Source organism: Pedobacter sp. T50_32 (genome assembly GCF_057652195.1).
In genome coordinates this window covers 166,725-189,326 of the sequence record NZ_JBYFBY010000005.1, presented here as the reverse complement: position 1 = coordinate 189,326, position 22,602 = coordinate 166,725, and the positions used below count along the sequence as shown (strand labels likewise).

21 protein-coding genes and 2 tRNA genes are annotated in these 22,602 nt (G+C 36.9%); 16 read left to right on the top strand and 7 right to left on the bottom strand.

Annotation, left to right across the window (positions count from 1 at the left end; translation table 11 throughout):
- Nucleotides 1-2 precede the first annotated feature (2 nt).
- The 3 genes from AC23ME_RS15945 to recO all read right to left on the bottom strand — a co-directional run bounded on the left by AC23ME_RS15945 (nucleotide 3) and on the right by recO (nucleotide 1,017).
- A tRNA-Val gene (locus tag AC23ME_RS15945) sits at nucleotides 3-77 on the bottom strand.
- Between the two features lie 44 nt (nucleotides 78-121).
- Nucleotides 122-196: transfer RNA gene (locus tag AC23ME_RS15940), tRNA-Val, on the bottom strand.
- A gap of 95 nt (nucleotides 197-291) precedes the next feature.
- A complete protein-coding gene (gene recO / locus AC23ME_RS15935) occupies nucleotides 292-1,017 on the bottom strand; it encodes a DNA repair protein RecO (RefSeq protein ID WP_487728772.1) in 726 nt (241 codons plus the stop codon).
- Nucleotides 1,018-1,304: 287 nt separating this feature from the next.
- On the opposite strand from recO, the gene AC23ME_RS15930 reads away from it, so the two are divergent.
- Together AC23ME_RS15930 and AC23ME_RS15925 are read left to right on the top strand one after the other, a co-directional pair.
- Nucleotides 1,305-3,662 carry an efflux RND transporter permease subunit gene (locus AC23ME_RS15930; RefSeq protein ID WP_487728771.1) on the top strand — a complete coding sequence of 786 codons (2,358 nt, stop codon included), beginning with the start codon at nucleotides 1,305-1,307 and terminating at the stop codon, nucleotides 3,660-3,662.
- 3 nt (nucleotides 3,663-3,665) lie between these two features.
- Nucleotides 3,666-4,196, top strand: coding sequence for a DUF4269 domain-containing protein (locus AC23ME_RS15925; RefSeq protein WP_487728770.1), 531 nt, complete (start codon nucleotides 3,666-3,668; stop codon nucleotides 4,194-4,196).
- On the opposite strand, the gene AC23ME_RS15920 is transcribed toward AC23ME_RS15925, so the two are convergent.
- The 3 genes from AC23ME_RS15920 to AC23ME_RS15910 form a co-directional block, all read right to left on the bottom strand.
- A complete protein-coding gene (locus AC23ME_RS15920) occupies nucleotides 4,176-6,497 on the bottom strand; it encodes an O-antigen ligase family protein (RefSeq protein WP_487728769.1) in 2,322 nt (773 codons plus the stop codon). The two genes, AC23ME_RS15925 and AC23ME_RS15920, sit on opposite strands and share 21 nt — an antisense overlap.
- Before the next feature lie 145 nt (nucleotides 6,498-6,642).
- On the bottom strand, nucleotides 6,643-6,906 hold the full coding sequence (locus AC23ME_RS15915) for an isoleucyl-tRNA synthetase (RefSeq protein WP_487728768.1): 264 nt from the start codon (nucleotides 6,904-6,906) through the stop codon (nucleotides 6,643-6,645).
- Nucleotides 6,881-7,099 carry a hypothetical protein gene (locus AC23ME_RS15910; RefSeq protein ID WP_487728767.1) on the bottom strand — a complete coding sequence of 73 codons (219 nt, stop codon included), beginning with the start codon at nucleotides 7,097-7,099 and terminating at the stop codon, nucleotides 6,881-6,883. Before AC23ME_RS15910 ends, AC23ME_RS15915 begins: the two co-directional genes overlap by 26 nt.
- An 82-nt stretch (nucleotides 7,100-7,181) precedes the next feature.
- Between AC23ME_RS15910 and ileS the strand changes: the two genes are divergently transcribed.
- The 11 genes from ileS (at nucleotide 7,182) to AC23ME_RS15855 (ending at nucleotide 18,060) form a co-directional block, all read left to right on the top strand.
- A complete protein-coding gene (gene ileS / locus AC23ME_RS15905) occupies nucleotides 7,182-10,574 on the top strand; it encodes an isoleucine--tRNA ligase (protein WP_487728766.1) in 3,393 nt (1,130 codons plus the stop codon).
- Nucleotides 10,575-10,648: 74 nt separating this feature from the next.
- Nucleotides 10,649-11,032: a TraR/DksA family transcriptional regulator gene (locus AC23ME_RS15900; protein ID WP_487728765.1), complete on the top strand. Its 384-nt coding sequence runs from the start codon at nucleotides 10,649-10,651 to the stop codon at nucleotides 11,030-11,032.
- Nucleotides 11,032-11,634 (top strand): lipoprotein signal peptidase, encoded by a 603-nt coding sequence (locus AC23ME_RS15895; protein ID WP_487728764.1) that lies wholly within the window; start codon nucleotides 11,032-11,034, stop codon nucleotides 11,632-11,634. Before AC23ME_RS15900 ends, AC23ME_RS15895 begins: the two co-directional genes overlap by 1 nt.
- Before the next feature lie 287 nt (nucleotides 11,635-11,921).
- Nucleotides 11,922-12,617, top strand: a complete 696-nt coding sequence (locus AC23ME_RS15890; RefSeq protein WP_487728763.1) for a 3-keto-disaccharide hydrolase — start codon at nucleotides 11,922-11,924, stop codon at nucleotides 12,615-12,617.
- A 209-nt stretch (nucleotides 12,618-12,826) separates the two neighbouring features.
- On the top strand, nucleotides 12,827-13,282 hold the full coding sequence (locus AC23ME_RS15885; RefSeq protein WP_487728762.1) for a cold-shock protein: 456 nt from the start codon (nucleotides 12,827-12,829) through the stop codon (nucleotides 13,280-13,282).
- A 431-nt stretch (nucleotides 13,283-13,713) separates the two neighbouring features.
- Nucleotides 13,714-14,418 (top strand): SIMPL domain-containing protein, encoded by a 705-nt coding sequence (locus tag AC23ME_RS15880; RefSeq protein ID WP_487728761.1) that lies wholly within the window; start codon nucleotides 13,714-13,716, stop codon nucleotides 14,416-14,418.
- A gap of 118 nt (nucleotides 14,419-14,536) precedes the next feature.
- Nucleotides 14,537-14,845, top strand: coding sequence for a hypothetical protein (locus AC23ME_RS15875; RefSeq protein ID WP_487728760.1), 309 nt, complete (start codon nucleotides 14,537-14,539; stop codon nucleotides 14,843-14,845).
- A 110-nt stretch (nucleotides 14,846-14,955) separates the two neighbouring features.
- Entirely contained in the window at nucleotides 14,956-15,264 is a 309-nt protein-coding gene (locus AC23ME_RS15870) for a hypothetical protein (RefSeq protein ID WP_487728759.1), read from the top strand.
- A 163-nt stretch (nucleotides 15,265-15,427) separates the two neighbouring features.
- Complete coding sequence (locus AC23ME_RS15865; protein WP_487728758.1) at nucleotides 15,428-16,030, top strand: YceI family protein; 603 nt, start codon at nucleotides 15,428-15,430, stop codon at nucleotides 16,028-16,030.
- A gap of 27 nt (nucleotides 16,031-16,057) precedes the next feature.
- Nucleotides 16,058-17,317 (top strand): hypothetical protein, encoded by a 1,260-nt coding sequence (locus AC23ME_RS15860; protein WP_487728757.1) that lies wholly within the window; start codon nucleotides 16,058-16,060, stop codon nucleotides 17,315-17,317.
- 149 nt (nucleotides 17,318-17,466) lie between these two features.
- Complete coding sequence (locus AC23ME_RS15855; RefSeq protein ID WP_487728756.1) at nucleotides 17,467-18,060, top strand: hypothetical protein; 594 nt, start codon at nucleotides 17,467-17,469, stop codon at nucleotides 18,058-18,060.
- On the opposite strand, the gene serS is transcribed toward AC23ME_RS15855, so the two are convergent.
- Nucleotides 18,057-19,328, bottom strand: a complete 1,272-nt coding sequence (gene serS / locus AC23ME_RS15850; RefSeq protein WP_487728755.1) for a serine--tRNA ligase — start codon at nucleotides 19,326-19,328, stop codon at nucleotides 18,057-18,059. The genes AC23ME_RS15855 and serS overlap by 4 nt on opposite strands.
- A gap of 123 nt (nucleotides 19,329-19,451) precedes the next feature.
- Here serS and rsmI point away from each other — a divergent pair, with 123 nt between their 5' ends.
- The 3 genes from rsmI (at nucleotide 19,452) to lnt (ending at nucleotide 22,553) form a co-directional block, all read left to right on the top strand.
- Nucleotides 19,452-20,180: a 16S rRNA (cytidine(1402)-2'-O)-methyltransferase gene (rsmI, locus tag AC23ME_RS15845; RefSeq protein WP_487728754.1), complete on the top strand. Its 729-nt coding sequence runs from the start codon at nucleotides 19,452-19,454 to the stop codon at nucleotides 20,178-20,180.
- Nucleotides 20,173-20,817 (top strand): PH domain-containing protein, encoded by a 645-nt coding sequence (locus tag AC23ME_RS15840; RefSeq protein WP_487728753.1) that lies wholly within the window; start codon nucleotides 20,173-20,175, stop codon nucleotides 20,815-20,817. The genes rsmI and AC23ME_RS15840 overlap by 8 nt, the downstream gene beginning before the upstream one ends.
- Nucleotides 20,818-20,939: 122 nt before the next feature.
- Nucleotides 20,940-22,553 (top strand): apolipoprotein N-acyltransferase, encoded by a 1,614-nt coding sequence (lnt, locus tag AC23ME_RS15835; RefSeq protein WP_487728752.1) that lies wholly within the window; start codon nucleotides 20,940-20,942, stop codon nucleotides 22,551-22,553.
- Nucleotides 22,554-22,602: the final 49 nt, after the last annotated feature.

The window sequence follows — 22,602 nt, the reverse complement described above, 5'->3', positions numbered from 1 at the left end:
TGTGGAAAATGAGGGATTCGAACCCCCGACCCCCTCGGTGTAAACGAGGTGCTCTGAACCAGCTGAGCTAATTTTCCAATATTTTATTAATTAAAGTTTACGATCCTGCAAACTTATGAAGTGGAAAATGAGGGATTCGAACCCCCGACCCCCTCGGTGTAAACGAGGTGCTCTGAACCAGCTGAGCTAATTTTCCAATATTTCAATTTATCCAAACCAAAGCGTCCGTTTTTGTTTGGGAATGCAAATATAGCGTTATATTATTTCTTTACAATTCTTTTTTTCTTTTTTTTAAGAAAGCACCTCCTCCAAAATCTGATGTGACTTCACCTGACCAAAAGAAGCCGTATGCAACTTATAGTAAATCAATATTTTATCTAACAGACTACGGCGATAGGCATTATCAAATTTTAACGTATTATTTTTTTCAAACGACACCGTTAATAATGACATTAGTGAATTTCCTTCATCTGCTCCTGTAAAATACGGATGTATTGGAGACAAAGAGGTGAAATTCCCATCCTGCAAATCGAAATATTTTTGATCTACCCTAGCTTGAGGTTGCGGTGCAAAGCCCAAAAATCGTGTCAGCTTCATCAAAAATGATAAATGAAAGTTCACATTCAGCTCTTCAGCTTCATCAAACCAACTTATAGCGTTGTAAAGATATTCGAACAAATGCTCGTCTACATGCTGTTGTCTGATGCTTTTGTACAGCACCTCATTCAAAAATTGCACAATGGTATTCTTAATCACATCATAAGGAATGCTCTTAAACATCGGCATTGGCCTAGCTTCGCTTACCCTTTGTATTTGTGTACTTTGTTTATGATAAACTACCATATCTAATAAGTGCAGTGGTTGCAAAACGTTAATAGGAATTTTCGCCTTTGGCTTTTTAACACCATTAATAAGGTACGACTGAATACCGAATTTCTCCGTAAATACTTGCACCACTACACTACTTTCGCTGTAAGTTGTAGTTCTCAAAACAATACCTCGGGTTTTATGCAGCATCTAATAAGGTTTTAGGCACAAAAATAATCAATACAACAATTCAAAGCTAATATGTCCAACAAAACTATCAGCTACACTTTACCGCTAAAACAACATCAATGCAAGTGTGAAACTTCCAAAAAATAAGAGCTTCGTCTTTTGAATACCTATTAAATAAAGTTATGGTTAATACTTACAACAATTAACCTAAAACCTTGTTTATAAAGGCATCGTTAACGAATATTTAACTTGTCAGATTTTGTATTCCATCAATTTTATGCGTTCTTTACATTTTTTCAAAGATTTATATGTGGGTAAAACTATCTAATGCTATATTAAAAAATCGCGTTCTTCTTATCATTTTATTTGTTGCTATTACCATATTCATGGGATGGCAAGCCAAAAACATTAAACTCTCCTATTCTGGTGCTAAAATATTACCATTAACAGATTCGGCTTTCGTTAAATATAATGCCTTTAAAAAACAATTTGGTGAAGATGGCAGCATCGTTGTAATTGGCGTAAAAAGTGAAAAGATTTTCCAGAAAAACACTTATAATAAATGGGCACAACTATCTAACGAGCTACAGCAGCTAAAAGGAATTAAGGGCGTTTTATCTATCGGAAAGTTTTTCGAATTACAGAAAGACACCGTTAACCAGAAGTTTACCGTAAACCCATTGCCAGGCAAAGTTTTAGCTACCGATGCCGAAATGGATTCTCTGAAAAGCAAACTCAATCAGCTACCATTTTACAAAGGATTACTTTACAATACTGAAAGCAACGCAACTTTAATGGCTGTCACTTTTGATCAAAAGATATTAAATTCTGCAGCTAGAAATCCTATTTTAAAAGAGATAGAAGAGAAAGCATTAGCATTTGGCAAAAGCGAAGGTATTGATGTTCACATGTCTGGCCTACCTTATATTAGAACTGCCACAAGCAAGCTGGTTTCTAACGAATTCATCCTCTTCTTAGGTTTGTCTATTCTAGTGTCGGCACTAATACTAGTAATTTTCTTCCGTAGTTTCTCTGCCGTATTTTACCCTGTGCTAGTTGTAATTATGGGCGTTGTTTGGAGTATTGGCACACTAGTTTTGTTTGGCTATGAAATTACTATTCTAACAGGGTTAATTCCTCCGCTAATTGTGATTATTGGCATCCCGAACAGTATACTTTTACTTAACAAATACCACAACGAGCTTAAAAAGCATGGCGATAAACAAAAGGCTTGGGAAATTACCATCGAACGAATTTCGGTTACTACCCTAATTGCAAACATTACCGCTGCTATTGGCTTTGGCGTACTGTACTTTACGGGCAGTGAATTATTGATGCAGTTTGGCAGTGTGGCAGCACTAAATGTAATGTTTACTTGGCTTATGAGCTTGTGTTTAATCCCTGCTATTTTCAGTTATTTACCTGCGCCTAAAAATAAAATAAATGGTACGCACCAACCTAATTTCCTAGATAGACTTTTAGTAAAAACCGATAGCTTGGTGCAACATAAAAGCGCTACCATTTATATCGCTACAATAATTTTAACGGTAATATCTTTAATTGGCGTTTACAAAATTAACGTGAATGGTTATGTAGTAGATGACCTACCAAAAAGCTCTAAAATTTTAACAGATTTAAAGTTCTTTGAGAAAAATTTTGAAGGGATTTTACCGCTAGAAATCAGCGTTGATACTAAACGTAAAAATGGTGTTCTCAGCGTGTCGACACTAAATAAGATTGACAAAATGGAAGAAATGATTTCGGCTCATCCGGAGTTTTCTCGTTCTATTTCTTTAAATACCGGACTGAAATACGCTACACAGGTTTTCTACAACAGCGATACCAATTTCTATCGTCTACCATCTGATTTTGATAAGAACTTTATCTTAATTTACGCTGCAAATTCTGGCAAAGGCAATGGCAACATGCTTACCAATTTTGTAAGTAAGGACAAACAAACTGCCCGCGTTAGTTTTCAAATGGCTGATATTGGTTCTAAGCGCTTAGACCAAGTTTTAGCAGAGCTGAAACCAAAAATAGATTCTATTCTTTCGCCGAAACGCTTCAATGTGACTTTAACTGGCTCAAGTATCATCTTCGCTAAAGGAACGGATTATTTGTTGGAACATTTGTTCGAAAGTATTGGATTAGCAATTGTACTAATTTCATTGTTGCGCTTGGCACAATTTAGAAGTTTGGGAATTATGTTTATTTCCCTTTTACCTAATATCGTACCTTTAGTAATTACAGCAGGGCTGATGGGTTTCTTCGGTATTCCGTTAAAGCCTTCAACTATTTTGATTTTCACCATCGCCTTTGGTTTAGCATCTGATCAAACCATCTATTTCTTAACCAGGTATCAACAAGAGTTGAATTTCACCAATTACAGTGTTAGCAAAGTAATTACAGATACCATTACAGAAACAGGCATAAGTATGACACATATTGCTTTAATCCTGTTTTTCGGTTTCGGTATTTTTACCGCCTCTACATTTGGGGGAACGGTAATTTTAGGCTTTCTACTTTCTATTACTTTAATTGTAGCTCTAGTTTTTAACTTGACTTTATTACCGGCTTTAATGTTGTGGTTAGATAAGAACAAAAAGCGCAAGAAATTATCTGAGGCTGAGGTAGCAAAGAACTTAGAGAATTTGGACGACCATTAATCAATGGATTTTCTAAATATCGAATATTTAAAAGAAGGTAACGAGCGGCAAAAACTAGCTTATCAAACGCTCATTACCCATCAGATTTTTGAGAAGCTAAATGTATACCAACCCATTCTCACAGGTACTTTTCCAATTAATATTGATATTGAAACCAGCGATCTGGACATTATTTGTTGTTGGAAAGACAAGCAGGAGTTTGCAACAACGTTAACAAAACTATTTAAGCAAGAAAAGGATTTCTGTATCCGAGAGCTTAAAATTAGCGATCAAGAAAGTGTGGTCTGTAGCTTTAAGATCGATGAATTAGAAATCGAGGTTTTCGGTCAAAATATGCCAACGCGAAGCCAAAATGCCTATCGGCACATGCTCATCGAACATCAAATTTTGCAAGAAAAGGGAGAAGGTTTTCGTCTTAAAATCATCGAACTTAAACGTCTAGGATATAAAACCGAACCCGCTTTTGCTAAGTTACTAGGATTAAAAGGCGACCCTTATGAAGCATTATTTCAACTACCTACAATTAGCAGCTAAAAGCTTCTCTGCATCTGGGTAATTACCCGCTAGTTTAAAATATTTGCAAGCATTTTCTTTATCTCCAACATTTAAATAACATAGCCCCAAATAGAACTCTGTTTTACCGCCGTTCAGTCCAGGCAGGTCCAAAGCAGTTTTAAAATACGGGATAGCCAAGCTTGGTTTACTCAGGTTAAAATAATAAAACCCGATATTCTGATTAACGTAGATATTCGTCGGATCTAACTTCAAACCTAGCTGATAGCTATTTAAAGCTTCCAAATACTTACCAGCAGTATAAAGATTTTGCCCCTTCACGATATAATCAGTAACGGCAAGCTGATTGATTGACTTTCGAACAGTAGTGTCTGTCGGAAAATTTTTCAAGGCTAGCTCCTTAAATTTCTCCAAATTAATTTTACTATAGCCAGCTGCATTTAAGGATGAGAAGGCTTTCGACCAACTTGCAGGCTTAGTAGGAATATTTGGAAAAGTCTTATACATTTTCAGTATTTCTGCGGTATCTCTACGTGCAGTAGCAAGCATTGTAGCTGCCTCAAAAAAATTATCATTCATTGGCCTTCTATAAAATGCGGATTTTGCGTAAAAATAGGCACTATCTGGCAAACCGCGTTCGGCAGCAATTAAATATTTGTAGAAATCTGGGCGACCTAAATAAGGATTTATTTGATTTGCACTATCGAGCAACTTGATGGCTTCTGCATACTTTTTTTCCCTGAAATAGTAAATTCCAGCATATTCTACAAATGATTCAGATGATTGGAAAACGTTTGGAAACTTAGGATTTCTACCGACTACATCATCCCCTTTTAGAATACCTGAACTTTCAAAGTTGATGTTGTCAGTTTGAATTAGATACTCTAGGTTGGAAGTCTTGTAGACATGATAAGTAAAATACAATGGCAAAGCACACAAAGCCACCAAGCCGATCAAGATTTTTTTGTCGAACAATGTAGTCGCCTTCCCAACATCACCGATATTTACAAAAGTAAATGCCATCAAAAAAGAAAAGCATACCTGCATGGTCGGCCTATAAAATGGAAAGTTAAATAGCGCATCTACCCCATAAACAACTAGCAGAAGCAACGCCAGTAACGAAATCTTACTAACTAAAGGATCACTACTCCTAAACAATCTTTTGAGGTTTACGAGCAGCAGCACCACAAATATTGAAAAGTACAGCAAGCCATTTAAAAAGCCAGTCTCAGCTAACAGTTCTAAAAAATCATTGTGTGCATGTAGAGGCACCGTACCCTTAGTGCTCAGATCTAGCGGAATAGATTCTATCCTGTAGTTACCTAAGCCAATGCCAACGACTGGGCTTTCCTTTGCGAGATCAAGAGCTATTCGATAAAAAATTAAGCGGCGATTAATAGATCCATCTTCTACATTAAGATTACTTAACCTTGCCGCAGTTGAAATAAACCTCGGGTCTGCCTGCGATTGCTTAAAAATAAGATTAGCCGCAAAAAAGGAAATAGCTAATGGCAATATGATAAAAGCAAGCTGCAATACTGCTTTACCTCTAACCTTACTAGTCTTAGTGTGGAATACTGCAAAAATTATACTCACTATAATCAACGACAGTAAGGCAGCCCTTGCACTGATTAAGAAAATGACAACTGTAGCAAATATAAGTGCCAAAGCAAGAAACCACTTTTTCCAATTGTAAAAGTTAGTTATTCCAATGTAAATAAAGGGTATCTTAAACAGCAAGCTAGCGGCAAGAATATTAATGTTTCCAGCATTGCCTTTCATCACGTTAGAATTTAAAACTTCGTAAATTGGTTTTAAATTTGTTTCTATATTAAAGTTATATAGCACCTTACCTGCCTGTAAAAAAGCACCCAACCCAACCAAAAATGCAACTTTAACAATTAAGTGCATTCTATTATAAAATAGTGCAGTAAAGTTAATTACCATTGCAAAAGCGACTATTATTTCGGCTAAACTTACAACGCCCAACGAAATATTTTTTGAAAAAAATATGGAAACGCTACACAAAAGGATAAAAGCAATGTGAGCTATAAAAACATAACTGCGCTTAAAAATATTCACCAGTGCGGCTTGGTGTAATATTGGGTTTGAATAAATGTAAAGACTAACAAATATGTTGAGAATTGTTAGATACAGAAACTGAGGTGCAATGATTTCAAAGCTTTTGAAATAGGGCAAAAAATCTATAAATAGGAATGCGCCAACAAAAAGCAGCACCATGAAATCCTGGTAAGAAGACTTAGAAACGGCCTTCTCATTCGCCTGTGTATTAGGCAATTTAACTTTCTTGTTTTTACTCATTTGCATTAAGGTAGATAACACGCACAATATTGTAACCTACAATGTGATAGTGCATTGCAAACAAAAGTAAAAAAAAAATGATTTTTAAGAATGCTTTAACAGATAACTTTTAATAAGCCAAACTTGTAAGAGATTGAAGTAAAACCTAGCTTGCTAAAGTTTCAGTTTCCAAGGGCTCTTTTGCTGCTGGTTTCAGCTCAACATTTTTACCATCCTTATCTGCCTTTTTCGCAAATAGTATGGGGTACAAGAAGATAAATGCACTAGCGATAAACAAAACGCCAGCAATTCCCAACACAATTTGGTTTCCATCTACCCTGTTGGCTTCCATGATTTTCGCAGTAATGAGTGCCACAATTCCCAAAGCCATTGCTACAATAGCTTTAGTCAGCTTCAGATGTTTTATCATAATTATTGGCTTCCTTTCTTCGCTTTAGTATACTTAAAACAACAAAGACAAGCCCAATAAGTTCTAACAACATGCATAAAATAAGTACAGCCAATGTCAGATTTTCGTTTACTCCTCTTAGCAGCAACGCAGCAGGCATTAGCAAAACTGCCGCCGCCATGCAAAAAATCCCACTTTTTAGAAATTTACCCATAAAACTATTTCAGCCGTAAAACTACCATTATTCATTCTAAAACCTTAACTTTGCAACCTTTAATTTTTGAGATACTTGATTGATGTATAGGGAATTTAAAACTTTAGAACTAGCTAAAATAGGAGAAGAAATACTGGCATTTTGGAAAGCACAAAATATCTTTGATAAAAGTATTGAAAGCAGACCAAAATCGAAACCTTTTACTTTTTACGAGGGACCGCCATCGGCAAACGGAATGCCTGGTATTCACCACGTAATGGCTCGTGCTATTAAAGATATTTTCTGTCGTTATAAAACCCTAAAAGGATATCAAGTTAAACGCAAAGGCGGATGGGACACCCATGGTTTACCTATCGAACTTGCGGTAGAGAAAAAATTAGGCATTGTTAAGGAAGATATCGGCAAGAAAATCTCGGTAGATGAATACAACGCAGCTTGCAAGGAAGAGGTAATGCGTTATACCGATGTTTGGAACGACCTTACCGAGAAAATGGGCTACTGGGTTGATTTGAAAAACCCTTACGTAACCTATGAAAACGAATATATTGAAACCCTTTGGTGGATTTTACAACAATTCTACAACAAAGGGCTTTTATACAAAGGTTATACCATCCAACCTTACTCGCCAGCTGCCGGCACAGGTTTAAGTTCGCACGAATTGAACCAACCAGGCACTTACCGCGACGTAAGCGATACCACGATTGTAGCGCAATTTAAAGCTGTTAACGAAACTTTACCTTCGTTTTTACAAGGTTTTGGAGAAGTGAATTTCCTAGCTTGGACGACTACGCCTTGGACTTTACCAAGTAACACAGCTTTAACTGTTGGTCCAAAAATCGACTATGTATTGGTAAAAACTTTTAACCAGTACACTTTTGAACCAGCTAACGTAATTTTAGCAAAACCTTTAGTAGGCAAACAATTTGGCGGCAAGTTTTTCCTAGCGGAAGATGAGGCTGCTTTTGCCAACTACAAAGCCGAAGACAAGAAAATCCCTTACCAAATTTTAGCTCAATTTGTGGGTGCTGATTTGGTAAATATCAAATACGAGCAACTTTTACCTTTAGCCTTACCTTACCAAAATCCGGAGAATGCTTTCCGTGTAATTAGTGGCGATTTCGTAACTACAGAAGACGGTACAGGTATCGTTCACACTGCTCCTACTTTCGGTGCTGATGATGCTCGTGTAGCAAAATTAGCTACGCCAGAAGTTCCACCTTTGCTAATTTTAGATGATAAAGGCAACGCTGTTCCTCTGGTTGATTTGCAAGGAAAGTTCGTCGCGTCGTTAGGCGAATTTGGTGGCAAATACGTTAAAAACGAATATTACACAGAAGGCGAAGCTCCAGAAAAATCGGTAGATGTAGAAATTGCTATCCGTTTAAAAGAAGAGAACAAAGCCTTTAAAGTAGAAAAATATGTACACAGTTACCCACACTGTTGGAGAACTGACAAGCCAGTACTTTACTATCCTTTAGACAGTTGGTTCATCAAAACCACAGTTGTTAAGGAGAAAATGGTTGATTTAAACAAAGGTATCAACTGGAAACCTGAAGCAACTGGAACTGGTCGTTTTGGCAACTGGTTAGAAAACTTGGTAGATTGGAACCTTTCGCGTTCTCGCTATTGGGGTACACCACTTCCAATTTGGCGCACTGCCGATGGTTTGGAGGAAAAATGTATCGGTTCTATCGCAGAGCTGAACGCAGAAATTGCCAAAGCTATCGAAGTGGGTTTCATGCCAGCTGGTTTCGAGCTAAAAGATATGCACCGTCCTTATGTGGATGATGTGATTTTAGTATCAGCCAAAGGCGAAAAAATGACCCGCGAAACCGACTTAATTGACGTTTGGTTTGACAGTGGCGCCATGCCTTACGCACAATGGCACTTCCCTTTTGAAAATAAGGAAGAATTTGAAAATGCTTACCCTGCAGATTTTATTGCAGAAGGTGTTGACCAAACTCGCGGATGGTTCTTCACTTTACATGCCATTGCGGTAATGTTAAGTGAAAGCAGTGATGAAATCAAAGCGATTAACGAGCGTGTAAACAATCCAGGTATTGCGTTTAAAAATGTAGTATCAAACGGATTGGTATTGGATAAAAACGGCAACAAAATGTCTAAACGTTTAGGCAACGCTGTCGACCCGTTCACTACTATTGATACTTATAGTGCCGACGCTACCCGTTGGTACATGATTTCAAATGCATCACCTTGGGATAATTTAAAGTTTAGCCTAGAAGGATTGGATGAAGTACGCCGTAAGTTCTTCGGAACCTTGTATAACACCTATTCGTTCTTCGCATTATATGCTAATATTGATAAGTTCGAGATTGACTTGAACAAACAAACGCCTGTTGCGCAACGTAGCGAATTAGACCGTTGGATTTTATCGTTATTACAAAACTTAATTGCCGAAGTTGATGAAGCTTACAATACTTATGAGCCAACCAAAGCGGCAAGGGCTATACAAAACTTTGTTGACGAGCATTTAAGTAACTGGTACATACGTTTATCTCGTCGTCGTTTCTGGAAAGGCGAAATGACCGCAGACAAGAAAGCGGCTTACGAAACTTTGTATACTTGTTTGGTAAATATAGCACAGCTGATGTCTCCAGTTGCACCGTTCTTTTCAGATTGGTTATATCAAAACCTAACGGAGATATTGCCAGCTGAAGCTAAATCAGAGTCAGTGCACTTAACTACTTTGCCAGATGCAGACCAATCATTAGTTGACAATGAATTGAACGAGCGTATGGAATTGGCGCAAAACATTTCTTCGATGGTGTTGTCACTTCGTAAGAAAATGGGCATCAATGTTCGTCAACCTTTGGCAAAAGTGTTAATCCCAATTTTGGATGATAACTTTAAGAATAAGGTAGAATTAGTGAAGGATTTAATCCTTTCGGAAACGAACATTAAAGAAATTTCATACATTACAGATACTGCGGGCTTTATTAAGAAAAAGGTAAAACCAAACTTTAAAGCTTTGGGTGCCAAAGTTGGAAAAGACATGAAATTGGTAGCAGAAGTTATCAATAACATGAGCCAAGAACAACTTGCTCAATTTGAAAAGGAAGGCAGTTTCTCAATACCTGATACTAGCTACTCGATAGTTTTATCTGATGTAGAAATTATTGCCGAAGATATCCCAGGGTGGCAAGTAACCAACATGGGCAACTTAACGGTAGCGTTAGATATCAATATCACGACAGAACTTAAACAAGAAGGTTTGTCTCGAGAGTTGATTAATCGTATCCAAAACCTGAGAAAAGAGTTAAATTTTGAAGTTACCGATAGGATAACGGTAAGTTTACAACAACATAATTTAATTGCAGACGCAGTTGCTGAAAATAGGCACTACATTTGCAACGAAATTTTAGCTAATGATATTTTGTTAACAGAAAGCGTAATAAGCGGAAACAAAATCATCATAGAAGATGTTGAATTGGATATTTTGATTGCCAAATTATAAACTATATGGGCCGATGTTGGTTTAACATCAGATGAAACCTATATATAGCTTCATACCACTAAATTAATTAAGAGATGGAAAAGACTGAAAAAACACGTTACTCTGACAGCGAATTACAAGAATTTAAAGAGCTTATTCAAGAGAAATTGAGAAGTTCTAGAGAAGAATTACACTCACTTACCTCATCATTGAGCAATCCAAATTCTAACGGTACAGAAGATACTTCTGGTGCTTATAAAACTTTAGAAGATGGTTCTGCTACTTTAGAAAAAGAGCAAATCAATCAGTTGGCAGCCCGTCAGAAGAAATTTATTGATAACTTAGAAGCTGCTTTAGTGCGTATCGAGAATAAAACTTACGGTATTTGCAGAGAAACTGGTAAATTAATCCAAAAAGAACGTTTACGTGCAGTGCCTCACGCTACTCTAAGCATGGAAGCTAAATTGAAACAAGGTTAATGAAAGGCTATACAAAACCTTTACTTTTAATATTCTTCGTGCTATTGGCAGACCAAGTTTCAAAAACTTGGGTAAAAACCAATATGTACTTAGGTCAAGAGTTCAAAATTCTAGGAGATTGGTTCATTATCCACTTTACAGAGAATAATGGAATGGCGTTTGGCTTGGAATTCGGCGGCGAATTTGGAAAGTTAGCCTTGTCTTTATTTAGGATATTAGCTGTTGGTGGAATTGCTTATGCTTTGCACTACATGATCCAACGTAAATATCATCGTGGCTTAATTTTAAATGTAGCCTTGATATTTGCCGGAGCTTTGGGTAATATCATTGATTCTGTTTTTTACGGACTGATTTATAAGTACGAGACTTTGTTCCACGGTCGTGTGGTAGATATGCTCTACTTCCCAATTGTAAAAGGCACCTTCCCTACTTGGTTTCCAGTTTGGGGCGGCGAGCCTTTCGAATTCTTTAGACCAGTGTTTAACTTAGCAGATGCCGCAATTTCTGTAGGCGTAATTACTATCTTAATCTTCCAAAAAACCTATTTCAAGGAAGAAGTAAACGATGAAATTGGCATCAACAACGAGAGTGTAGAAGACTAGGGGATTTTAGATTTACGAACTACGATTTTAGATTTAACCTACAATATTATTAAACACCTCGCAGCAATAGTTGTGAGGTGTTTTTGCTATATCGTTAGGCGTTACGTCATTGCGAACTGAAGCGTGAGCTGAGTCCAGAGTGAAACAATCTTTATCATAGGGAGAGCACCATGGTAGATTGCTTCGTCATTCTTCATCGCAATGACGGAAATAGCAGCATTCTTGCGAAGCAAGCTTAATGCAAAATAATTAAAGCAATTGCTTACATTTGATAAAGACCAAATCGTATGTTCAGCAAAAAATTCCTTTCTGCTTCTCTAGTTTTAATTGGTTTAAACCTTACAGCTTTCGCCCAAAAAAGCATTAGCTTATTTAACGGAAAAGATTTAACAGGCTGGTATGCCGATGTACCTGGCAAGGATAAAAACCCAGATACCGCAGCTTCTTTTATAGTGAGAGATGGAAAATTAGTGAGCATGGGCGATCCCCGTGGTCATTTAATTACCGATGCTATTTATGCAGACTATAGACTAGACATTGAATATCGCTTTGCGGGGAAACCTGGAAACTGTGGTGTATTGGTGCATGCTTCTACGCCTAGAGTGCTCTATAAAATGTTCCCAAAATCTTTAGAAGTACAAATGCAGCATCAAGATGCTGGTGATTTTTGGTGTATAGAAGAAGATATCACCGTGCCCAATATGGAGGAGAGACGTGGCCCTAAGGCAGAATGGAGCATCGACAAAAAAAATGGCAGGCGTATTAAAAACCTAACAGACGGTTCGGAAAAACCTTTGGGAGAATGGAATACGATGAGGATAGAATGTTTGAAGGATAAAGTTAGAGTTTGGGTAAATGGCATACTGGTAAACGATGGTTATAATTGCACAGCAACTAAAGGAAAAATTGCTTTACAAGCAGAAGGTAGTGAAGTAGAATTTAGGAAGTTAGAACTTAAACCTATCAAAAAGCTTAGCAACTAAACGTGACAAGTTATTTACATACAATTATTTTAGGAATTGATATTTAGCTTCAATTTTTGTATCTTTGCATATCTTAAAAATAACCACCCATAATATTTCGCTCGGTTACTGTATCCAGATTAATTTCCCGATACCTTTATTAGTACGCTGGCAATATTGCCATTCACACCCTGCATTAACGTGCAGACAAAAAAACATTTAATTAAAATATGGCTAAATCTCAAGCAACTTTTAGCAAAAAAGAAAACGAGAAAAAAAGATTAAAAAAGAGGAACGATAAGCAAGAAAAACGTGAAGAGCGTCAGGCTAACAAGAAAAGCATGAGCTTAGAAGACATGATGGCCTATGTAGATGAGAATGGCAACATTACTTCTACTCCACCAGATCCCAACAAAAAGAAAAAAGTAATCAATACGGAAGATATTCAAATTGGTGTTGCACGCCAAGAAGATTTGATTGATGAAGATCCGATCAAAAAAGGTGTTGTTACATTCTTTAACGATAGCAAAGGCTATGGTTTCATTAGAAATACAGAGACGCAAGAAAGTGTTTTTGTACACGTTAATGGCTTAAAAACTCAAATTAAAGAAGGTGATAAAGTTACTTTCGAAGTTGAGAAAGGTCAAAAAGGTCCAACTGCCGTTAGAGTTTCTGCAGTTAAATAAGCTCCTTATCCTGAAATAAATCCGATAGCTATCGGAGCGATGCCCAAATTGGATTTATTTCAGATCTTTATTTTAGAGAAGTTCTTTCTCTTTCCGAATAGCACTATTTTTTCTTTTGTAAACCCGATTGAAGTGGTTATACTTTTTGTTTTACTTGTTGTCATTCTGAACGCTAGTGAAGGATCTGTTCGTTTAAGCAGGTCAGAAATAGGTTCTTCCTTCCTGGGAATAACAGGATGCCTAAACAAAAAGATAATAACGGAAAGCGGGACTGATTTTCTCTAGTAGCAGTAAATTGCTTTTCAAAAAATAAAAAAATAATCTACTCATTATTTGATGTTTGGCGCAGTTTTAGCTTAACGGATGAAAATTGTTTATGGATTTGTGTGGATATTTACATCTGATTTATAAACACACAAAAATTGAAAGATATGAAACGTTTATTTGCATTAGCTCTAGTAGCTTTATTTAGTTTGAATGCTTTGGCACAACAAGTGGATTTAAGAAAAAAAATTACGGTTAGTGGTACTGCCGAAACTGAAATTACTCCAGACATTATTTATATCAATATTTCTTTAAAGGAATATTTGAAAGATGGCAACAGTAAGAAAAAGGTAGACATTACTACTTTAGAGACGCAGCTATTTAACGCTGTACAAAAAGCAGGAATTGCTAAAGAGAACTTAACGATTAACAACTTAAGCAGCTGGAATTATACCACAACAAAAAAGAAAGACCCAGATTTTTTGGCTAGTAAGCAATACCGTTTAAAAGTGGGCGACCTTAACAAGTTTAACTTGATTTTAGAAGGCATTGATGCTAAAGGAATTTTAAGCACCAACATTGATGGCTACGACCACAGTAAAATTGAAAGCTTAAAAAAGGAACTTAAAGTTAAAGCTTTGTTAGCTGCTAAAGAAAAAGCTACTTATATGGTAGAAGCTTTAGGTGATAAATTGGGCAGTGTTTTAGACATTCAAGACTTGGGAGATAACGCTGGCGGCATGATGGTTCCTCAATATAGAAACTATGCAATGAAGGCAGAAATGGCAATGGATGCATCGCAAGCTCCAGAAATTGACTTTAAAAAGATCAAATTGAGCTTTACCGTGAACACTGTTTTCGAGATTAAGTAATTTATTTTAATAATTTTGTGAACCTATCAGCGTATATGCTGATAGGTTTTTTTATTTATAAAAAGTGCGATGCGAAGCCTTGAAGGTTTTGTAACTACTAACAACAATAATTACACGAATGAAAAAATTACTTTACACTTTAATTTTAGTTTTTACACTATCTACTACGGTTGATGCAAAATCGGTTAACAACGATAATCCTAAAACAGAACTTACTGCAGAACAGAAAGCGGAATTAGCGAGCATTACCAAACGTGTTGAAGAAATTAAATCGATGGATAGATCTTCGCTTAGTAAAGCAGAAAGAAAAGCTTTGCGTAAAGAAGTTAAAGAGCTAAAAAAACGTGCTGATTTCTTAAATCAAAACGTAACGCTTTCTCTGGGTGCGATCATCATCATTTTATTATTGTTGATCATCATTCTTTAATTTTAAAGTTCTTTAGGCTTGCGATAGAACAATTATCTGTAGTTTGCGTTTAATAGGTGTCGAGCTAATTTACATTGCCTCAACATCATTAAAAAACAAATTTCAAACACATGAAAAAAATTATCTATCCTTTAATGTTATTGGTAACATTAACCTTTAACCTAAACTTTGCTGTTGCAGCAGACAACAAACCCAAAACAGAACTTACCACCGAACAACGTGCTGAGTTAAATAGAATTATATCTAGGGTTGATGAAATTAAGGCCATGGACAAGTCTAACCTTAGTAGAGCTGAAAAAAAGGAATTGCGAAAAGAGTTAAAGGAGATGAAGAAAAAGGCTAATGCTATAGGTGGAGGTGTTTATTTATCTGTTGGTGCCATCATCATTATCATATTATTATTGATCCTTATTTTATAAGATACATCAGTTAATACGAGTTTTAGAAGCCAGGCAAATTTGTCTGGCTTTTTTTGTGCGTTTAATCATGCTCGTTTATAAGCTACATCAACTTACGAAATGAGCGCTATCACGCTCATGCCACACAATAAGGCAGACCTTTATAGTATAAAAATTAAATGCTATGAAGACTTTAAAATCACTTTGGATTGTCTTAGCCGTCCTTCCATTTTTTGCCCTTACTGGCAAAGCACAAACCGCTAAACTAAGCTTAAAAGAAAGTACTATTATTGTTAAAGGCACCTCTTCGCTGCACGACTGGCGCTGTAAAACCGAACAATTTAATGGCAACATTTCTTACTCGGCAAACGCTCTTACTTTAAAAGATATTACCGCTGTTAACTTAGAATTGGTAGTAAAATCAATGAGAAGCATTAAAGAAAATGGTAATTACTATGAAACTGGCATGGACAAGAATACGTACAAAGCCTTAAATGCAGATAAGTTTCCGAAAATGACTTTTGTACTTACCGACATTAGCAATTTAAAAGCTAGCGCAGGCAAAGCCGATTTTGTAGCCAAAGGGAACTTAACTATTGCCGACAGTCAAAAACCAATCAGCTTTCCGGTTAGTGCTACATTAACTACCAATGGCATCACCTTTAAAGGAAGTACCACTTTTAAGATGACTACTTTCGGAATTACACCTCCAAGAGCATTGTTAGGCACCATTAAAACTGGAGATGAAATTACGGTTGTGTTCAACGCATCTTTCAAAAACGATTAATCTGTTCACCATCTAAACAAAATAATAATGAAAAGACTTTTACTTGCCGCAGTTTTTGTTACAGTAGCGGGGACTGCGTTTGCCCAACAGCCTAAAATCCAAAACTTAAGACCTTACGATAAATCTGGTATCAACGTTTTTGAAACTCCTAAAACCGATACTGTACCTTTTGACGATGTGAAAGTGAGAATTGGTGCTGGCTTTACACAGCAATTTCAAGCTTTGAAACACCGTAATAATTCTACAGGAGCTGCCCAACTTTACAATTTACGTAGTGGCTTTAATTTGGCTACGGCTAACTTAAATATCGATGCACAATTAGCTAAAGGAATTAGGTTGAATTTAGTGTCTTACCTATCTGCCCGTCACCACCAAGAAACCTGGGTAAAAGGAGGTTTCGCTCAAATTGACGCTTCGCCAATTAATTCAGCTTTGCTTGATGAAGTATTTAAATATGTAACCGTTAAAATTGGACACTACGAGGTGAACTACGGTGATGCTCACTTCCGCAGAACTGACAATGGCCACTCTTTGTACAATCCATTTATAGGAAATTACATTTTAGATGGCTTTACTACAGAAATTGGTGCTGAAATTGATTTCCAAAAAGATGGCTTTCTAGCTGTTGCTGCTATCCATAATGGCGAAATTCAAGGAAATATTAATAGAGCACCCACTCGTAATCCTTCATTTATAGGAAAGTTAGGTTACGACAAACAATTGAACAACGATTTGAGAGTACGTTTAACAGGTTCGGTATACCATAATAACGGTGCAGCTAGCAATACTTTGTACACTGGTGACAGAGGTGGTTCTAGGTATTATTTAGTGATGGAACCAGTGGGTTCTACAGCAGTAGCACAAGCGTGGTCTGGCAGTATTCGTCCTGGATTTAGTCGCCAAGTAACTGCATTTATGATTAACCCATTCATCAAATATCAAGGATTGGAACTATTCGGAACGTATGAAGTTTCAAAAGGTAAAGCAATTACTGAAGCGACCAAAAGAGATGTTAGTCAAATGGCTGTAGAGGGTATTTACCGTTTCTGCAAAAATGAAGACCTATTTGTAGGCTTACGCTACAACACTGTGAAAGCAGAACTTGCAGGTATTGCTCAAGACGTAAAAGTAAATCGTGTACAAGCAAGTGCTGGTTGGTTTGTAACCAAAAACATGGTACTAAAAGCAGAATATGTAAATCAAAAATATAATGACTACCCAGCTGCGAACTTATTATCTGAAGGTAAATTCAAAGGCTTAATGTTTGAAGCTAGTGTAGGTTTCTAAAAAGAAAGTTAGTAATAGTTGAATAGTTTAGTTTGTTAGCCGCTCTTTAATCTCTTAAGGAGCGGCTTTTTTAATAACAACCATTAAGAAGTTAAGGTTAATTAAGTCTTAATTTTTCTTAATTCCTTAATGTTTCCTCTTTAAAAATCATGAACACATTTCCCCATCAATTACTTGCTATTTTCTTCTTTCTATTCATCAAAATAGTTGATGCCCAAGAATATCAATTGAATATTCTTCCAGAAAGCAGCATCTTACTTAAAGGCAATTCTAACGTGAATAAATTTACTTTCACTTATGAGAAATCACTTAAATTAGGTAGTAATTCGGTAAAAGCGTTAGCTGCTAAAAACAGTTTGAGTGTTAAAAATGCGAAGTTAGATGCCGAAGTAACTGCTTTTAGTTCGGGCAGTATTATGATGGACAGAGATTATCGCAACATGATGAATTATCGCATTCATCCAAACATCAGCATTGCTTTAACCCAAATTAACTTTATTAAGAATTATACGGATGACAACGGAACGGCTTTAGCTACTGTTGACATTACCATTGCGGGCGAGAAACGTACCGACACCCTTCAATTCAATTACAGCAAATCAAAAGGGATTTACCGTTGCAGCAGTTCGCATCAAATTTCGTTGAGGGATTACAAAATAAAGCCCCTCAAAAAGATGATGGGGCTTATTTCATTGAAAGACCAATTGACGGTAGATATGATTATCTACCTCAAAGTCGATTAGTCGATAATATCGAAACCTGTATATTTCACCAAAACTTCTGGAATTTTAATTCCTTTATCTGTTTGATAATTTTCTAAGATTGAAGCTACAATACGAGGTAATGCCAACGCACTTCCATTTAGTGTATGTGCCAATTGCGTTTTACCCTCTTTGCCTTTAAACCTCAATTTCAAACGATTACTTTGAAAAGTCTCAAAATTAGAAACAGAAGAAACTTCTAACCAACGTTGTTGCGCCCCACTCCAAGTTTCCATGTCATAAGTCATTGCAGACGCAAAGCTCATATCGCCACCGCATAAACGTAACACACGGTAATGCAAACCAAGTTCTTTCAATAAAGATTGTACGTATTGGCTCATGTCTTCCAAAGTTTCGTAAGACTTATCAGGATGTGTAAGTTGTACAACTTCTACTTTATCAAACTGGTGTAAACGGTTTAAACCACGTACGTGGGCGCCATAAGAACCAGCTTCTCTACGGAAACAAGGTGTATAACCAGTGTTTTTAATCGGAAGCTCTTCTTCCTTCAAAATCACATCGCGGTATAAGTTGGTTACAGGAACTTCTGCCGTTGGAATTAAATATAAATCATCTACACCAACGTGGTACATTTGTCCTTCTTTATCTGGCAATTGCCCCGTACCAAAGCCCGAAGCAGCATTTACCAAATGTGGCACCTGCATTTCTTTATAACCAGCAGCAGTAGCGTGGTCTAAAAAGAAATTGATTAAAGCACGTTGTAACCTCGCTCCTTTTCCTTTGTAAACAGGAAAGCCAGCGCCAGTAATTTTCACACCTAATTCAAAATCGATGATATCATATTTCGCAGCTAGCTCCCAATGTGGCAAAGCATTTTCTGGCAAAGCCGATGGCTCACCGTGTGTATAAACAACTTCATTGTCATCAGCTGTGCTGCCTGGTTTTACCAAATGATATGGCAAGTTTGGCAACTGCACAATTAAAGATTGTTGCTTTTCTTCTAGCGCCGTTAATTGCTCATTTTGCTCCTTGATTTTCTCTTTGTGAAATGCTGTATTTGCTTTAATAGCTTCGGCTTCTTCTTTTTTGCCATTGCGCATCAACTCGCCAATTTGTTTGGCTGCACTATTAGCTTCTGCTTGCAAATTATCCAAAGAGGACTGTGTAGAGCGGCGTTCTTCATCTACAGCGATGATTTCATCTACCAATTCTACCTGTTTAAAATTACGAACGTTCAATCGCTCTAAAACTTTCTCTCTATTTTCACGGATATAGTTAACTTGCAGCATTATTTATATTTTTTGACAAAGATAGTTTTTAAAGGTGAAAGGTAAAAGGCGGAAAGGCTGAAGGTATGAAAACCTTAGCTCGTCACGTTTCGTCTCAAATCTCATATCTAAAATCTCACATCTATGGATGGTAAACTTTACATCGTACCCACACCTATTGGTAACTTAGAAGACATGACTTTTAGGGCTATCCGTATTTTAAAAGAGGTGGATTTGATTTTGGCAGAAGATACACGTACCAGTGCGCCTTTGTTGAAACATTTTGGTATTGATAAACGCGTTTTCGCCCATCATCAGCATAACGAACACAAGGCAACTGCAGAGATTATCAAGTTTTTAAAGGAAGGCCAAAACATTGCTTTAATTTCTGATGCAGGTACGCCCGCCATTTCCGACCCAGGTTTTTTCTTGGTCCGTGAAGCGATTAAACACGAAATTGAAATTACCTGCCTACCTGGCGCTACTGCTTTTGTGCCAGCTTTGGTTAACTCGGGTTTACCTAACGATCAATTTGTATTCGAAGGATTTTTGCCCGTAAAGAAAGGTAGACAAACGAGGTTAAAGCAACTGGCCGAGGAAGAAAGAACAATGATTTTTTATGAAAGTCCGCACCGTTTATTGAAAACATTAACGGAGTTTGCAGCCTTTTTTGGGGAGGATAGGCAGGTTTGTGTAAGTAGAGAGTTAAGTAAAATGTACGAAGAAAATGTTCGTGGCACAGTTATAGAAGTAAAATCACATTTCGAAAACAATATTTTAAAAGGAGAATTCGTAATTTGTGTTGGTGGTTTAATTGAAGACAAAGCCACGAAGAAAAAAGACAAATACGGAATAAAAGAAAACCATGATTAACATAGATAGATTTTTGGCCGACGAACAAGACCCGAAAGCCGTAGAAAAAGTAGCTGGAAAATTAAACGACTTATTAACCAGCGGTGAAGAAATTTTATATTTAGCGGTACAAAAAAAACCTGCAGTAAATTTGTTGCCAGACTGTATTGCGATTAGCAACAAAAGAATTTTCTATTGCTCGCCGAGCAACTTAGGTTTAACCATGAATTTTAAGGATATTTCTTGGAAGAATATTAAAGAAGTTTCTTTCAAGGAAGGCTTGTTAGGTTCTAAATTCATTTGTGTTCCGCAATCTGGAGAAAACATAGTTACTGATTTCATACCTAAAACACAGGTTCGCAAACTGCACCAAGCGGCAAACCAACAATTGGAAGAGTACAAAGAATTGCTGAGACAACAAAAGTTAGAAGAAAACAGAGCAACAGCATCTACGTTTAATGTTCCTGCAACACCACAAGTAATTGATTTACCAATTGAGGAGGCTGTGATTATTCCAGAAATTGCACCTGTTGCAGAAGTAAGCCAAGAGGACGAAATTGAGCAAAAACTGATTAAGCTAAAAACTTTATACGATAAGCAGTTGATTACTCGTGAAGAGTACGAGCATAAAAAAGCTGCGATTTTAGATAGTATGTAAACTCTTTATCGTCAATGCACTCTGTCATTCTGAGCTTAGCGAAGAATCTATTAACAAGTAATCTGTATTAGATTTCTCCTATTGTCTGAATGACAAAGTTGCCGAAATGACGAAACCCCAAAATGACAAAAAAAAATTACCTCCTAGCGCTACTCAGTGCTTCTACGATGTGGTTGGCTTGGCCGCCACACAATTGGCTTGCACCTCTACTTTTTGTAGGCTTAGTGCCTTTGCTAATTGCACTAAAGCAAATTACTACCACTTCGGATAAAAAGACTGGCAAAAAAGTATTCCTAACTGCTGGTTTAACTTTCTTAGTTTGGAATACAGCTTCTATTTATTGGGTTTTTAACTCTATTAATGCAGTTAACACAGGCTTCGTTGGTACAATCATTTCATTATTGGTTTCGCTTATTCCTTACTGCTTAGGAGCTTTATTGATGACCTCTGCCTTTTGGATGTACTACCGATTAAGCACTTATACCAGCAAAATTATTGCTTACGCAGGGCTAATTGGCTTTTACATTAGCATGGAATATTTACACCAAACTTGGGATTTGGCTTTCCCTTGGATGACTTTGGGTAATGGTTTTGCAGGAATGCACCAGATTGTACAATGGTATGAATTTACTGGCGTTTACGGTGGTTCATTGTGGATTTTGCTGGGCAACATTCTAGCTTTCGAAGCTTATCAGCAAGTCAAATCTCAAAAGCAATACAAATTAGCTGGCATTTGGGCTTTGCTTATTCTTTTACCTATCGGGATTTCTATTTACCAGTACAAAAATTACGAAGAGAAAAGTGTTCCTGTAAATGTAGTTACGGTTCAACCAAACATTGATCCTTACGAAAAATACGGCAATACATCTGCAAATGAGCAATTAAGCATCTTAATTAAGCTTTCTGATTCTGTAGCACAACCGAATACCGAATATTTCATTTGGCCAGAAACAGCCATTCCAAATTATGCGGATGAAGATAGGATTAGAAGTAATTCAGAGTTTTTGCAAGCTCAACAGTTTTTAGCTAAATACAAAAACGGCACCTTAATTACGGGAATTGAAAGCAGGAGATTTTATAATGACAAAAGAACATTATCTGCAAAGGAAAATCCTTATGGTGGTTTTTACGACAATTACAATGCCGCCATGCAGGTAGAAAATTCGGCAAGCGTAGCATTTTATCATAAATCGAAATTAGTACCTGGAGTAGAGAAAATGCCTTTTCCAAAAGTGTTTTCTTTCTTGGCACCTGTATTTGCCCAATTAGGTGGTAGCGTTTCTAGCTGGGGTTGGCAAGAAGAACCTGGCGTTTTTTATGCCCGCAGTGGTATTGGCGTTGCTCCTGTAATTTGCTACGAATCTATTTGGGGAGATTGGGTTGCCGGCTCAGTTAAACAAGGCGCACAATTTATTGCAGTAATTACCAACGATGGCTGGTGGGGTAACACTTCCGGAAAAGATCAACACTTGTTGTATGCTAAACTACGTTCTATCGAAACCAGAAGATATGTAGTGCGCTCTGCAAATACGGGAATTTCAGGTTTTATTAACCAACGTGGAGATCTTGTACAGCAAAGCAAATGGTGGACACGCACAGCCATGAAAGCAGATATCAACCTAAATGATGAAATTACTTTCTACGTAAATTACGGAGATATCATTGCAAAAATAAGTATTGTACTAGGATTGATAGCCGCAGCGTTTATCTTGGTAAAGAGATGGATACTTAAATAGTTGCTCGCCCACTCCTACTATGCGATACACAAATCAGTTAACCATTTCA